The organism is Leptolyngbya sp. FACHB-711 (assembly GCF_014695615.1).
Classification (GTDB): Bacteria; Cyanobacteriota; Cyanobacteriia; order Elainellales; family Elainellaceae; genus Leptolyngbya_A.
Genome location: NZ_JACJOR010000460.1, coordinates 1 through 14,783, shown reverse-complemented (window position 1 = coordinate 14,783; position 14,783 = coordinate 1). Strand labels below are relative to the sequence as shown.

Below are 14,783 nucleotides of genomic sequence, written 5' to 3'. Positions count from 1 at the left end.
ATCAGCAGGTGCAAGGTTTGAATGCCAGCTTAGAGCGGCAGGTCGAGGAACGCACTCAAGAAGTGAAACACCGATCGGAGCAGTTAGAACGATCAAATACCGAGCTAGAGCGGCTGGTCGAACGGCAGACCATGTTTGTTCAAATTGTGGCAAAAATCCGCGACTCACTGGATATTGAAACGATTTTTAGAACCACAACCGAAGCAGTGCAACATCTGCTAAACACCGATCGCGTGGTGATCTATCGGTTCGAGGCGGATTGGAGCGGGGAGTTTGTGGCGGAATCGGTTGCAAAGGGTTGGGATGCTCTGCTAGAAAAGCAGCTCGACAACTCAGCATCACGCGACAATATCAGCGATTGCACTGTGAAAAAATTGGGTTGTCGCTCGGTAGATACCTATCTGCAAGATACGCAGGGCGGGCACTATGGGCAGGGGTCAACTCAACGAGTGGTCAAAGATGTTTATGAAGCAGGTTTTTCACCCTGCTACCTGGAGGTGCTGGAGTTTTATCAGGCAAGAGCCTATGTAATTGTGCCGATCGTCCAGAGTGAGAAACTGTGGGGATTACTCGCCGCTTACCAAAACTCAGGTCCGCGCAATTGGGAAGATCTGGATATTGCGCTAATGCAGCAAATTGGTTTGCAGCTCGGAGTCGCGCTTCAGCAGGCAGAATATTTATCCGAAATTCGGAATCAATCAAAACAGCTTGCAAATACGTTAGAAGAACTTAAACAAACTCAAACTCAATTAATTCAAAGCGAGAAGATGTCGAGCCTGGGACAACTCGTGGCGGGCATTGCTCATGAAGTCAATAATCCGATCAATTTCATTTACGGCAATTTAGCACCGCTTCAGGAATATACTCAAACCCTACTCGAACTCCTCCAGTCTTATCAACACCACTATCCTGATCCGATGCCCGCTCTGCGCGAACAGCTTCAGGAAAGCGACCTCAGCTACATTCAAGCGGATGTTCCCAAGCTTTGTGCATCGATGCGAATTGGGGTAGATCGAATTCGCAGCATCGTTTTGTCCTTGCGAAATTTCTCGCGTTTAGACGAATCTGAAGTCAAATTGGTTGATTTGCAGGAGGGATTGGAAAGTACACTGCTGATTTTGCAGCACCGCTTGAAGCCAGCAACTTCGGGAACTGCGATTCGCCTTGAGAAACACTATGGTAAACTCCCCCCTATAGAATGCTACGCCGGACAGCTTAATCAGGTGTTTATGAATTTGATCAGTAATGCGATCGACGAATTACAAGCTGCTGCGATCGAAAGGGATGCATCATCTGTAATTACGATCTCAACCAGCTGTATTGATCAGGATTGGGTTGCAGTGTCGATCAAAGATAACGGACGAGGAATTCCAGAGCGGGCTGAAGCCAAATTATTTGATCCCTTTTTCACCACTAAACCCGTTGGGCAAGGCACGGGATTGGGGCTATCCATTAGCTACCAGATTGTGAAGAAGCACCAGGGACATTTACTTTGCCAGTCTCAGCCGGGCAAGGGAACAGAATTTGTCGTAAAGCTTCCTGTCAGGCAAGCAGCAGCACCCTGACCTGAACCGCCCGCTTACCTGTGGAAGTGACATTGGGCAATGCCTGATCTATTTCTACTGAGGGCTGATTGAATGAGCGTTGCAATTTATGATCGCATCGTGAATAAAGACAGCGACCTAGAGGTGGTAGCAGCTTGGTGAGCAGAAATGCGGTGCAAAGCAGTCCTCCCTGGGCAATCGATTAACGTGCGGAGTCTGAGGGAACCATCATGAAGCGCAACGCTCCTCCTGGTTGGATTGGTGTTGGACTAGCGTTTTATGCCTTTATTGCGATCGCGATCGCAGAAGGTGGTTTGGGCGTGCTGCTGCCCTCGATTCTAAACACCTACAACCTAACGACAGCAACCGTAACCGCCCTGTTTTTTAGTCAAATTAGCGGTTATGTGGTGGCAGCCCTTACCAGCAGTTTATTGAGTCACCGCATCGGGCTGGCTCGAATGATTTTGCTGGCAGCCGTGAGTGTAACCACCGCGCTGTGCATTTATGCTTCAACGCCCTATTGGTGGGTCATGGTATTCACCGGAACGCTGCTAGGATTGGGCATTGGGCTGATTGACGCAGGCATTAACACGTTCATTGCCGATAAACAGGACAGCGGCAATCTGATGGGATTGCTTCATGCGTTTTATGGCATTGGAGCACTTTCAGGTCCGGCGATTGCGACAATTTTGCTAACGCAGGGAGTGAGTTGGCGATCGGCGTATTGGGTGTTTGCTGGAATGGTGCTGCTGTTAGCCATTGGCATGGTGTGGGTCGTTTCCCAGCGTCATTCGTTTATGGATTCATCCGCTCTGCCTTCTGATCAAAGCGCGAGAACCAATCTGCATCTGGCATTAAAAGAACCGACTGTGTTAGTCGCAGGGCTGCTGTTGCTTGTCTATGTGGGTACGGAAGTCTCTGTAGGAAATTGGGCTTTTACGGTGCAAACCCTCAGTCGCGGTACATCCGTTGCGATCGCAGGATATAGCATCACCGCCTACTGGTTTGGACTGACGCTGGGACGATTAACAATGGGGCAACTGATAAGACACATTGGCGCAATTCGGCTCATTGATGCGTCTCTCGCCTTGCTCACCGTCGGTCTGCTGATTTGGTGGCTCTTGCCTGGCCAGCTCTGGAGTTTGCCGCTGATTGGGTTCGCGCTGGCTGCTATTTTCCCAGCCACAATTTGGCTGATGCCCCGTCGAGTTCCATCTGCGCTGGTTCCAGCGGCGATCGGCTTTTTAACGAGCGTGGGCAGTGTTGGAGCGGTGAGTATTCCCACCGTAGTTGGCTGGTTGGCAGACAAAATCAATTTGGAAATCATTCCGATGCTGATGGTGCCACTGGCGATCGTCATGATGATCCTGCATCGCTGGCTCGCCAACCATACCGCTCGTCAAACCGCTGAACACCAATAATCAGGAAGGGTGCGGCGGGCGGTTTAATTCTTTTATTAAATCCAGTCGAGTAATATAACTAGCGTCACCTTACTCAAATCTGCCCGATCGCATAATCGTCACGATCAGCCACAAGCCCAGCAGGCTGGCAGCCGCAAAGAAGATGTTGCTGAGCAACTGAAGCTGGGGTGTTTGTTGTCCACTGGCGACGATCGCGGCTCCGATGATCAGCGAACCCACTACGGTACTAAACGAGCGGCGATTGGCAGATTCAGCGATCGTGCGGCGCAAGGCATTGAGATCCTGAATTGAGAGATTGAGCTTGAGCGTTTCGGAGGTGAGACGATTCAGCAGGAAGGCAACCTGGCGCGGCGAGTCGAGAGACAACTGCTTGAATTCCAGCGCGGTTCGCAGAGCAGACTGTAGGGGGTCGTTGCCGACCAACTGGCGGCGAAACAGGTCACTCATGAGCGGACGGACTTCTGCCATCAGGTTGATGTTTGAATCGAACTTGCGTCCTGAGCCTTCTAAGTTGGCGATCGACTTGGTTAAAAGTCCTACGTTGCTGGGCCAGCGCAAGTTGTTGATCCGGGCTGCTTCCAGAATTTGCCCAAACGCTTCGCCCACGTTCAGGTTTTCCAGGCTGAGACTGTAGTATTGGCGCAGGAGGCGATCGTAGTCTTGCTGAAGTTTCGCCAGGTTAATCGGTTGGGTTTGATCCATCCGGTCGGCAAGCTGAAGCGAAATCTGGGCACAGCGCTCGGGGTCGAGATCCATAATTGCTAGCACCAGCTCCACCATGAGCGACTGCATTCTGGGATTGAGGTTGCCCATCATGCCGCAGTCCAGAATTCCGGCTCTGCCATCTTCCAGGTAAAACAGATTGCCAGGGTGGGGATCAGCGTGAAAAAAGCCGTCTACAAGATACTGCTGCAAAAATGCCCGAAAAACTGTTGTCGTAAAGGCGCGGCGTTCTGCTTCTGGGTCGCCGTTAAAGCCAATGCCTTTTAGCTTTGCCTGCAAAATGGGTACGCCATCCAGCCATTCCAGCACCAGAATTCTTTTGCTGGTCAGCTCATGGTAGACCTTGGGAACGACAATTTTATCGGGGTCAAACCAGCGGCTTTTCGACAGGTTGCGGCGCAGATCGTCAGTGTAGGTGGCTTCCTGGGTAAAGTCGAGTTCATTTTGCAGCGATTTACTAAACTCGTCTGCCAGGTCGGTGATGTTGTAGCGTTTGCCAAAGTCAGTGGTCGAGAGCAGTGCCGCAATTCGCCGAAATACGGCAATATCTCGCGCAACGACGGCTTCAATACCAGGACGCTGAAGCTTAATCGCAACGGGCTGTCCGTTCTTGAGTATGGCTTTGTGAGTCTGGGCGATCGATCCGGCGGCGATCGCATTAAAGCTCACCGACTCAAACAGCTCCTCAAACGGCTGGGGAAGCGACTGGCGCAGCACGATCTCAATGTCATCCCAGGGGACGGGCGGCACATTGGACTGGAGCTGGCTCAACGCCTCAATGTAGCGGGGCGAGAGCAGATCGGGGCGCGTGCTGAGCAACTGTCCCAGCTTGACGTAAACCGGGCCCAGATCGGTCAGAATATTGCACAAAACTTCAGGAGCTGGAATCTCAGGTTCGCCGCCCTTGCCCAGTGTGAGAACCTGGCGCATATAGTCCCATCCGTGCCGGATAAAGACTTCGATAATTTCGCGCTCACGAATGCCAGAAGGCAGGATTGCGGTCATAGCTTTAAGCAGGTAACTTTGGCCGAATAACAGATAAAGAGCAAATCGATCGAGCAGTTACACTTCTTCACGATAGCGCAGCCCGCTCAGCTCAGCAAAAGACACTCGCGTTTGAGAGCTTGCCCTGCTAAACTGCAAATCTCTATCTAGGATGGAAAATAGTTCTGTTTTAATCAAACCTCTGGAGGAAGAGATGAACTTGATTCGCATTATTTGCGCGATTTTTCTGCCGCCTCTGGGCGTGTTCCTGACGGTTGGGATTGGCAGCGCGTTTTGGATTAACCTGCTGCTCACGCTGCTGGGCTACATTCCGGGCATTATTCATGCCATCTGGATTATTGCAAAACACGATCGCGGTAGAGCGATTTACTAGATTCACGAACGGATTGGCTCACTGAATCTTTGTTGATCCGCTGCCAGTTTCTATCAATTCATTAAACCGCTAGCGTTCTGCATAACCTGTTGCAGTTGGGCGATCGGCAGTTGGGCTTGGGCAAAGGGATAAGGATGCGTTCTCAGTTCAGCATCTCTTTTTCAGCTGCCCACTCTCGCTGCTGGCAGAATCGCTCCATTTTTTCTTCAAGGTTGCTTTAAAGGAACCAAAAGTGCTGCATCGTCCCCTAAATCCCCCAGCTTTGAGGGACTTTGGATATTCCTCCGAGCCGTTCGTTTCCCCTTCCAGAATTGGCCCGTTAGAGGGGTGGTTTGGGTCACGATGATGGCTTTTTAAACATCCTCCTATCTCCCGCTCCGTCTGAAATTCATTCAGTTAGCTGCTATTTATAAAAAAATCTTGTGTTCTGGCGTTCTTTAGAGTGACGCAGATTGAAGCGAAAGTTGATCTTAAAAACAATAAAAATTGTTGTGATTGGTTTATCTGTTTGGCTGTGAAATCAGTTGTCAAATGAGTGGTCGACTGTAATCAACGGAGAATGAATTGGGGGATGCAGAGGACGATCGCTTGAGCTTGCGTTCTCTCTCAAAACAAATTGAAGCCACTCGTTTAGATGTCCGTTTGTAAAGAAAGTCTGCCTGGGTGTAATGAGTTGAAAGGAGTATCTAGCAACACCTGTACAAGCTGTGATAAGTGTTATCGTCTTCTGTCAAACGTTCGGCAATGATCTAGAGTCAAAGAGCGTTGTGTTAATTCTTGAACTTTTTAAACTTCAGGTGATGTTATGGAAAAGTTAACGCATTACCCAATGGTGATTGGGAGTGACTTTATCACGACGGGCAGTGAAGATTTGATTGATCCGGCATCGGGAAAGCCGTTTGCATCAGTGGCTTGGGGAACAGTTGCCGATGTCGATCGCGCAGTGAAAGCGGCAAAAGTGGCCCAGAAAGAGTGGGCAGCTCGTTCTTGGGGAGAGCGAAGCGTTGCTTTATTGAAATTTGCTGATGCGCTGGAAGCAAAAACAGACGAATTAGCAAGATTGGAAAGCCAGAATGCGGGCAAACCTCTAAAACTCACACTGGGCGGCGATATCCCATTTGCGATCGACAATCTGCGCTATTTTGCTTCAGTGGTGCGGCGGCAAGAAGGCGTTGCCGGAGGTGAGTATGTAGGCGGATTTACCAGCTTTATCCGGCGAGAGCCGATTGGGGTTGTGGGCGCGATTACGCCGTGGAACTACCCGTTTATGATGGCGATCTGGAAGCTGGCTCCGGCACTGGCAGCGGGAAATGCAGCCGTGATTAAACCTGCTCCCAACACTCCTATTACGACGATCGAGCTGGCTAAAATCGCGCTGGATGCTGGCTTGCCCGCCGGACTGATCAACGTGGTGACGGGCGCAGCCGAAGTCGGAGAAGCGATTTGTATCCACCCTGACACGCGCATGATTAGCTTTACGGGCAGTACCCGAACCGGAAAGCGCATTGCAGAGCTGGCGAGTTCAATGGTGAAGCGCGTCACGCTGGAGCTGGGCGGCAAGGCTCCCTTTGTGGTGTTTAGCGATGCGGATATTGAAGCGGCTGCAAGAGGTGCGATTCCGGCAGCGTTTATGAATACGGGACAGGACTGTACGGCAGCAACCCGAATCTATGTGCAAAATGAGGTATTTGATCAGTTTTTGAGCCGCCTGACCGAGCTAACGCAGCAAATTAAGTTTGGTCAGCCCTTTGCTGAGGATACGGATATTGGTCCGCTCACCAGTGAAACTCAGCGACTTAAAGTGCATGGGTTCGTGGAAGAAGCGCGTCAGCAGGGAATTAAGGTGGCAACGGGTGGCACGCTGCCCGAAGGAGAAGGCTACTTTTATCCGCCAACAATTCTGGTGGACGCGCCTCAGGCGGCAAACTGTGTGCAGGAAGAAATCTTTGGTCCGGTAATTGTGGTGAATCGATTCACCGATGAAGCCGAAGCGATCGAGCTAGCCAACGATATTCCCTACGGACTGGCAGCCAGTGTATGGACGACGAATGTGCAGCGAGCGATGCGGGTCACGGCAGTCCTAGAGTTTGGCACGGTTTGGGTGAACGATCACCTGCCGATCGCCAGCGAGCTACCACACGGTGGCTTTAAGCAAAGCGGCATGGGTAAGGATATGTCGTACTATGCGCTGGAGGAATACACGATCGTTAAGCACGTCATGTTTGATATTACGGGCGATCAGAAGAAGGCATGGCACTCGGTGGTGTTTGATGGCTAATTTGCCGTTGATTCTGAAGGTTGAGTTTTGGGAGAGTGGTTGAGCCGTGTTCTAGGGGCTATATCGCCCCCTAAATCCTCTAATGTTGGGGGCTTTGAATCAATTGGAAGCCTTCTGGTATTGAAGAGTTGAGGGCTGCAAGGTTTCGATTTCGATCAGGAGAAAGGTTTATGTTGTACCGCTTCAAGGCACTCCTTTTAACCGGAGTTCTCAGTTTTTTAGCGATCGTCTTAAGCGTGCCTGCTGCTCAGGCAGAAAATTGCACTTTATCAGCGATCGTTTGGGAAGGTTACACCGATTCGTCTTTTGCTCAGACTTTTGAGCAGCAAACGGGCTGTGCTGTGAAGGCGACCTATGCTGGATCGAGCGACGAGATGTTTGCCAAGTTTCGTACCGGAAAAGGTCGCAATTATGACATTATCTCGGCGTCGGGTGATATTACGGAGCGGCTGTATCGGGCAGGTTTAGTGCAGCCGATCGACCCCAGTAAATTGAAAAACTACGATTCAGTATTCTCGTCGTTTCGCGGCGGCAACTGGAATACGTTTGATGGCACACCCTATGGCGTAACGTTTGCCTGGGGTCCGAATGTCATGGTTTACAACAAGGAGAAGGTTAGCTCGGAGCCGAAGAGCTGGGATGTGCTGTTTGACCCGCAGTATGCCGGGAAAATCTCGCTGCCGGATAACCCGATGACGATCGCCGATGTTGCGCTGTGGTTGGGCAAGCCCGATCCCTATCATCTGAGCGAGCAGGATCTGGCGGAAGTGAAGGCGAAGCTGCTGGAACTGCGTCCCCAGGTGCGAAAGTTCTGGACGACGGCGGGGGAACTGGCGAATCTGTTTCAGTCGGGAGAGGTGGTGATTGCCCATGCTTGGCCCCTCACTTATACGCAGCTCAGCTCTGAAGGGTTTCCGGCTGGAACGGTGAGTCCGGAAGGCAAACTGACCGGATGGACAGATTCCTGGATGATTTCTAAGAATTCGCGCCACGAAGATGCAGCTTATGAATGGGTTGATTTTATCCTCAGCGGCGAGGGGCAAAAAGGTGTGATGGATGTGACCGGATATTCGGGCGCGACCGAGTTAGGGGCTGAGGCGATCGGCAAAGACCGTGCTCACGCTTTATTTATGGATGATTTGTCGCTGCATAGACAGATCAAGATGTGGCAGAGTGTGCCGAACTATGACCAGTGGGTGCAGGTGTGGAATGAGGTTCGTTCCTAACGTTTAGCCGAATCTGACCCTGCTACAAGCTTCAAAAAACTTCAAATTCCTCTGTTCTTTCCCAATGGATGAGGCAGAGGAATTTTTTAGGCTTTTGCTTTTCGTTACAGGTATCCTGGCAAGTCACAACATTGCAAAGAAATGGACAAAGAAATGGATGATGCTAATTCGGGATTGGAAACCTGCTCTCAACCATTTTGCGACTGAGTTTTGCGACTGAGTTGGGCGATCGCTTGCCAATCTAGCTTCCTGCACCCTGACACAAACGATTTGACATACCCTTCCTAATGCTTCAGCGATGTCCTACCCCCAAACTGCTATAGCTGTAAGGATGATTGCATCACTGTCCTGACAAACTGCCCCAGAATCAGCGATTGCCTGGGTGACTAGCAGTTGCACCATTTCTTGAAACGTGTCATGGGTGGCGATTTTAACTTGATATCCAGGATATCCAGCCTGTTTCAATCCTTGTTTAAGGGCAATGAAGGGTTGAATATCCCCTCGGGCTTCTGTCGTCAAAATCGTAATTCTCCGAACGACTTCAGTATGAGTTCCTTAATGGGTTACCAAAGCTGCAAATCGTACTTAGTAAAGATTTCCTCTAAAACAGTTCGATCAGGTGGAAAGCTAGTAATTCTTGCACCAACTTCTTGATAGAATTCGGCAGCGGCAGCAGGTGAAACGATGATCAGAACACGAGCGATCGGGGAAAGCACCTTAAAGGTATGCACAGCATTTGTAGGAATGTGGGTCACTGCACCTGCTGTAACAACATGCTTACGACTACCTAAGGTGACTTCGAGTTCGCCTTCCAGGATGTAAAACGTTTCCTCCCAAGGATGGCTATGGAGTGGTGGTTCTCCATGCGCCGCATCGATCATCTCAAACATAGCGTACTGACCATTCGTATCATTTCCAGTTAGCTTCCATACGAGTGTGTGAGTCAGCATAGTATGCATATCCCCTTCACCAGATGCAAGGAGTTTAGGTTTAGCGTGCTGTACTGCAGTCGTCATAGTGCTTCTCCAAAAAAACAAATGGTTTACTCGTTGTTGATTCATCGGTCGAACCGAACAGCTTGTTCGATTGGTTACATAGTAGGCTGCGTATTCCGGTTGCAATTCACCCAATTGGGTAGCCTTTTTAGACCGTACTGTATGACACGATGGATGGATTTGTTCAGGTTGTGTTGTGCCTGAAGAAGCTAGGCAGGCTGGCAAAGCAGAACAAATTTTGCAGGGAACTTTACAAGAATTTTTGCGAGATGGCTATGCTGTTGAGGTTATTCTATTAAGGCAATTCTGCTAAACACAGAGGAAGTAGACATCGGAGGGCAAAAAGACACAACGGAGCTTGTCTAACTTAACGATTGGTTAGTTTTTGCGACACAATCGAACTTTGTAAATGCCGTATTCGGGGGCAAGCTAGGATGAGGAAATAGGCGAGCTAAAGTCTCTGTTTTATCTTTGCTTTAGTTCACCCAAATTCTTCAAATTCTTACTCAAACTTCTGCTCAAATTCTTGCTCAAACTTCTGTGACTGTTATTCCTGCTCGATCGCCTCGTTCTGATCAAACTGGGCTATATGCATCTTTGCTGCCGCCCCTGCTGTGGATGTCGCTGCTGTATTTTATTCCGCTCGGATTGCTGCTGATTTATAGTGTCTGGCAGCTGGAATCGTTTGAGATTGTCAAGACGCTGAGTTTGAAAAATTTTCAGACGATCGCCACAAACGCTGCCTACCGCACGGTAATTTTGCGAACGGTGCTGACTGCGCTGGGGGTGACGCTGATAGATGCGGTGATCGCGCTGCCAATGGGATACTTCATTGCAAAGCACGGCGGACGCTATCGCGGGCTGCTAACGATGCTGGTGATTTTGCCGCTGTGGTCGAGCTATTTGGTGCGCGTCTTTGCCTGGAAGATTATTCTGGGCTATAACGGTGTTTTGAATACGGCGCTGCTGTCGCTGGGCATTTTACACGAGCCGAGTTCGCTGTTTCTCTACAACCGGTTTTCGACGCTGCTGACGTTTGCCCATGTGTGGCTGCCGTTTATGATTTTGCCGATCGTGACTGCGTTTGAGCGGTTGCCCAATTCGCTGCTGGAAGCTTCGGCAGATCTGAATGCAAACCCCTGGACGACGTTTCGACGGATTATTCTGCCGCTGGTCACACCGGGCGTCCTGGCAGGGTCGATCAATGTGTTTTCGCTGACCATGGGCGATTTTATTACGCCGAGTCTAGTTGGCAGTCCGAACGGGATTATGCTGGGCAACCTGATTGCATCGCAGTTTGGCGTAGCGTATAACTGGCCTCTGGGTGCAGCGTTTGCGCTGGTGGTGATGACCATTGTGTTTAGTGGGCTGACGATCGCCCTTCGCAAAGGGGCAAGTTTATGAACAAACAAGCTGTACGGGAATTGCCTCGGTCTCAACCAAAACCCTGGTTGCTAGGCATTTGGACAGTGCTGGTGTTTGTGTTTTTGTATTTGCCGATCGCCGTCCTGGTGCTAATGAGTTTTAACCGATCGCGCATTTTGTCGCTGCCCTTCAAAGGATTTACGCTGAACTGGTATCAGACTGCACTTCGAGACACGGCTTTGCAGGTCGCGCTGATCAATTCGATCAAGGTGGCAGCGACGGCGACGATTCTGGCAACGGTTTTGGGCTTGCTGGCGGCGTTTGCAGTATATCGGTATCAGTTTTTTGGCAGAAATGCCTTTCGGATCGCGCTCAATTTGCCGATTTTGCTGCCGGGAATTGTGACCGGAGTGGCAATGCTGGCGTACCTGTCAGACCTAGGGTTTGAGCTATCGCTCTTGACGGTGATTCTGGGTCATGTGGTGTTTGGGCTGCCTGTTGCCTTTGGTCCGATCGTGACGCGATTAAGTCAGTTTCCCCACAGTCTGGAGGAAGCTGCTTATGATTTGGGGGCACTGCCGGGGCGGGTGTTTATTGACATTGTGTTTCCCTACATTCGCAGTGCGATCGTGGCGGGTGCGCTGCTGGCGTTTACGCTGTCGTTTGATGAGGTAATTGTGACAATCTTCCTCACCGGACAAGATAATACGCTGCCGATGGAGATTTGGGGCAGACTGCGAACCGATATTACGCCGGAAATTGCGGCGATCGCGACGCTGATTTTGCTGGGAAGTGGGGTACTGGTGCTGCTGAGCCAGCGAACCTCCCCCGCGGACTAACCTGCGGCGAATTAAGATAGGGAGAAGTCAGGAGAAAAACATGAAGGCGAAAAGCGTCGTTTACCTGGAGTCGGTCAGCAAGATTTACCCATCAGCAAAGGGTGAAGTTTATGCAGTGCAGGATGTAACGATCGACGTGCAGCCGGGAGAGTTTTATTCGCTGCTAGGGTCGAGCGGTTCCGGGAAAACGACGACGCTGCGAATGATCGGTGGGTTTGAAATCCCGGAATATGGACAGGTGTACATTAGCGGAGAACCCGTGACGACGCTGCCGCCCTATCGCCGCAATGTGCATACGGTGTTTCAAAACTATGCCCTGTTTCCGCACATGACCGTTGCCGAAAATATTGCCTATCCGCTAACGATCGCCAAACTGCCCCGTGCTGAGATTGCGCCCCAGGTAGAAGCGTCGCTGAAAATGTTTCAGATTCAGGAATTGGGCGATCGAAAACCGTCTCAGCTTTCGGGGGGTCAGCAGCAGCGGGTGGCGTTGGCGCGGGCATTAATCAGCCGTCCGAAAGTATTGTTGTTGGACGAACCGCTTTCTGCGCTGGATGCCAAAATTCGAGAAGAAGTGCGGCAAGAGCTAAGAGAGCTTCAGCGTCGGCTCAATCTCACCTTTATCTATGTAACGCACGACCAGGAAGAGGCTCTGGCTTTATCCGATCGCATTGCCGTGATGCACCGGGGCAAAGTCGAACAGATCGGGACACCAAAGGAAATTTATAATCGTCCGGCTTCGCTGTTTGTGGCGCAGTTTATCGGCAAAGCGAATTTTCTCACGGGAACAGTACAGCAGGTGGATGAAGGAATGGCGATCGTCGAAGTTAACGGTCAGTTGCTCAAAGCAAGCCTACCCCGTGACCGCTTCGCTGATCAAAATATCCAGATTAATCAAACAGTGACGCTGATGATTCGTCCAGAACGAATTCAGATCAATCAAAATGCTTCTGCTGATAACCGGGTGAGGGGAACGATCGAATCAATTACCTATATTGGTCAATCGTTGCAGATTCAAGCGAAGACTGATTTGGGAATGCTGATGGTGACAGAACTTTATAGCGGAGGCGATCGATCGGATGAAACGCTAACGCTTTCCTGGAATTCAGAAAATTGTGTGGTCGTTCAAAAGGAGCATTAAACGCAAATGAGCCGTCAGCTAATTTCTTCGGGTTCATCGTTTGAGCGGGAAGTCGCGTATTCCAGAGCAGTTGTGGATGGAGGTTGGGTTTTTGTTTCTGGGACAACTGGATTTGATTATCAAACGATGACCATTTCTGACAATGTGGTTGAACAAGCCGAGCAGTGTTTTCAAAATATCAATGCTGCCCTGATTGAAGCAGGATGTACGCTGCAAGATGTGGTGCGGGTTCGCTACATTCTGCCAGATCGCGCTGACTTTGAGCCTTGTTGGAGTGTGTTTCGGCGGTATTTTGAAAATGTGCGTCCTGCGTCCACCATGTTTGTTGCCGGACTTGCCGACCCGCGCATGAAGATCGAAATTGAAGTGACTGCTCGTAAACTGACCGCTCGTAGATTCTAGAGTGCAGAAGCAATAAGAAAGCAGGGGCAAAACTCCTGAGAATCATGCCCCCACATCTTTTCACTCCTATAGTTGTGATCTGCGGTTTTAGATACGGCGATCGCGACAGAACTAAGCGGCTGCGAGTATCGTTTCAGCTTCAAGTGGTGCTAAAGGGGCAGCAGTGCGGATCAAACCCTCTATCTTGTGAACGAACTTGTTCTCGGTGAAGTAGGCTCTATACGCTTCGCGGGCATTGTGAGCAATCTGCTCTGCCTCGTCAGGATTTGCCAGATAGTAGCGGCACTTTTCTTCGAGATCTGCAAAGTCCCACCGCACCGGAACATAGGTTTTGCCAGGGATAAAGATATTGGGTTCAACATCAATGTGATCGACCAGAGGCTTGATCAGCAGGCATCCGTGGCAGGCTGCTTCATAGTCGCGCCAGGTAATTTCTCCCCAGCCAAACGGGCTAAACGCAATGCGACTCCGCTTCAGATCGTGCAGATATTGCCGGGATGAGATGGTTTGCTCACCCGAAAATTCGCCGCTCACCGAGAGCGTATAGTCAGAAGCCATTCGCTTGAGCGCTTCGACACCCAGCATCCGGTGCTGACCATACCATTCCAGGTTGTTTCTTGGCCCGTAGGACACGTGACAAACGACATCGATGCTCTTTTTACTGCCCTGGTTCCAGAACATTGGCTTATGGAACAGTGCTTCCTGGAACCGCTTGGTCAGGGTCACGAACCAGCCCGTTTCGATTCGGGATTCATAACCTGCCGGAACTTCAGATTGGACAGACCAATCCTTAATGTCGTATCCCAGCTCATTCACTAAATAATCGGTGAGGACCGTCCCCCCCTTCAGCGGGTTCAGATATTGGCTGACATCCTTGAGTCGCTGATACTTCAGGAAGCGATCGACATAAGGCAAAACGCCGAAAAAGCGGCTGCTGGTTTGATCGAACGGGTCGATAAAGACAATCAGCGCATTGGGTTGACGATCGCGAAACTTCTCCATCACCAGGGTGACATCGCTCGGATTCTCTCGCCAGCAGGGGCGCACGAAATACGCATCGGCGGTTTGCAGGCTTGCCGCTTCAATCTCTTTTAGAGAACGCGCATCAACATGCTTAAACTCAAAGCCCAGTTCGCGACGCAGACATTGCCGATTATCAAAGAACGGAAAGAGCTGGGAGAACGGAATCGAGTCCGTCTTGATATCTGTGCTGCCGATAACGATTGCTTTCATACTGCTTCTGATGAGGAAAGGAACGAAAAATGGCTGAAACCTGGCAGGAGTAGGGAGGCTTTGGAATACGCGCTAAGACGTAAAAGTCTGCCAGCAATCTATAACCAATTGCCAAACTGGTTTCACTGATAAATCGTGGTATGAGCGACGGTGGCTGTGCTGAGATCTACCCTTCCAGGAAGAAGCAACCTCTCTCAAGAAGCGGCACAATAACTTTGTAATGTGGCTCTGGAAAGTA

The 14,783-nt window shown here is 50.4% G+C and carries 13 protein-coding genes; 9 read left to right on the top strand and 4 right to left on the bottom strand.

Going from position 1 to position 14,783, the window contains the following annotated elements:
* Positions 1-1,565 (top strand): GAF domain-containing sensor histidine kinase (locus tag H6F80_RS21055; RefSeq protein ID WP_206755102.1); only part of this gene is annotated, 1,565 nt, incomplete at its 5' end.
* Positions 1,566-1,774: 209 nt separating this feature from the next.
* Entirely contained in the window at positions 1,775-2,965 is a 1,191-nt protein-coding gene (locus H6F80_RS21050) for an MFS transporter (RefSeq protein WP_190793483.1), read from the top strand.
* Between the two features lie 69 nt (positions 2,966-3,034).
* Here H6F80_RS21050 and H6F80_RS21045 read toward each other — a convergent pair whose 3' ends face one another.
* Positions 3,035-4,693 (bottom strand): ABC1 kinase family protein, encoded by a 1,659-nt coding sequence (locus H6F80_RS21045; protein WP_190793482.1) that lies wholly within the window; start codon positions 4,691-4,693, stop codon positions 3,035-3,037.
* Between the two features lie 193 nt (positions 4,694-4,886).
* Here H6F80_RS21045 and H6F80_RS21040 point away from each other — a divergent pair, with 193 nt between their 5' ends.
* The 3 genes from H6F80_RS21040 to H6F80_RS21030 all read left to right on the top strand — a co-directional run bounded on the left by H6F80_RS21040 (position 4,887) and on the right by H6F80_RS21030 (position 8,570).
* Positions 4,887-5,066, top strand: coding sequence for a YqaE/Pmp3 family membrane protein (locus H6F80_RS21040; protein ID WP_190793481.1), 180 nt, complete (start codon positions 4,887-4,889; stop codon positions 5,064-5,066).
* Positions 5,067-5,871: 805 nt separating this feature from the next.
* Positions 5,872-7,344: an aminobutyraldehyde dehydrogenase gene (locus H6F80_RS21035; protein ID WP_190793480.1), complete on the top strand. Its 1,473-nt coding sequence runs from the start codon at positions 5,872-5,874 to the stop codon at positions 7,342-7,344.
* A 170-nt stretch (positions 7,345-7,514) separates the two neighbouring features.
* Entirely contained in the window at positions 7,515-8,570 is a 1,056-nt protein-coding gene (locus H6F80_RS21030) for an ABC transporter substrate-binding protein (RefSeq protein WP_190793479.1), read from the top strand.
* A 303-nt stretch (positions 8,571-8,873) separates the two neighbouring features.
* On the opposite strand, the gene H6F80_RS21025 is transcribed toward H6F80_RS21030, so the two are convergent.
* Entirely contained in the window at positions 8,874-9,089 is a 216-nt protein-coding gene (locus H6F80_RS21025; RefSeq protein WP_190793478.1) for a hypothetical protein, read from the bottom strand.
* A 44-nt stretch (positions 9,090-9,133) separates the two neighbouring features.
* Positions 9,134-9,586: a cupin domain-containing protein gene (locus H6F80_RS21020; protein WP_190793477.1), complete on the bottom strand. Its 453-nt coding sequence runs from the start codon at positions 9,584-9,586 to the stop codon at positions 9,134-9,136.
* Positions 9,587-10,105: 519 nt separating this feature from the next.
* Here H6F80_RS21020 and H6F80_RS30010 point away from each other — a divergent pair.
* Genes H6F80_RS30010 through H6F80_RS21000 form a run of 4 tightly spaced genes read left to right on the top strand, consistent with a single transcriptional unit; the run spans position 10,106 to position 13,312 of the window.
* A complete protein-coding gene (locus H6F80_RS30010) occupies positions 10,106-10,969 on the top strand; it encodes an ABC transporter permease subunit (RefSeq protein WP_199296723.1) in 864 nt (287 codons plus the stop codon).
* Complete coding sequence (locus H6F80_RS21010; RefSeq protein ID WP_190793476.1) at positions 10,966-11,769, top strand: ABC transporter permease; 804 nt, start codon at positions 10,966-10,968, stop codon at positions 11,767-11,769. Before H6F80_RS30010 ends, H6F80_RS21010 begins: the two co-directional genes overlap by 4 nt.
* 40 nt (positions 11,770-11,809) lie before the next feature.
* Complete coding sequence (locus tag H6F80_RS21005) at positions 11,810-12,910, top strand: ABC transporter ATP-binding protein (protein ID WP_190793475.1); 1,101 nt, start codon at positions 11,810-11,812, stop codon at positions 12,908-12,910.
* Between the two features lie 6 nt (positions 12,911-12,916).
* Entirely contained in the window at positions 12,917-13,312 is a 396-nt protein-coding gene (locus H6F80_RS21000; RefSeq protein WP_190793474.1) for a RidA family protein, read from the top strand.
* A gap of 111 nt (positions 13,313-13,423) precedes the next feature.
* Here the strand turns inward: H6F80_RS21000 and H6F80_RS20995 are convergent, their stop codons facing one another.
* On the bottom strand, positions 13,424-14,545 hold the full coding sequence (locus H6F80_RS20995) for a glycosyltransferase (protein WP_190793473.1): 1,122 nt from the start codon (positions 14,543-14,545) through the stop codon (positions 13,424-13,426).
* Between the last annotated feature and the right edge of the window lie 238 nt (positions 14,546-14,783).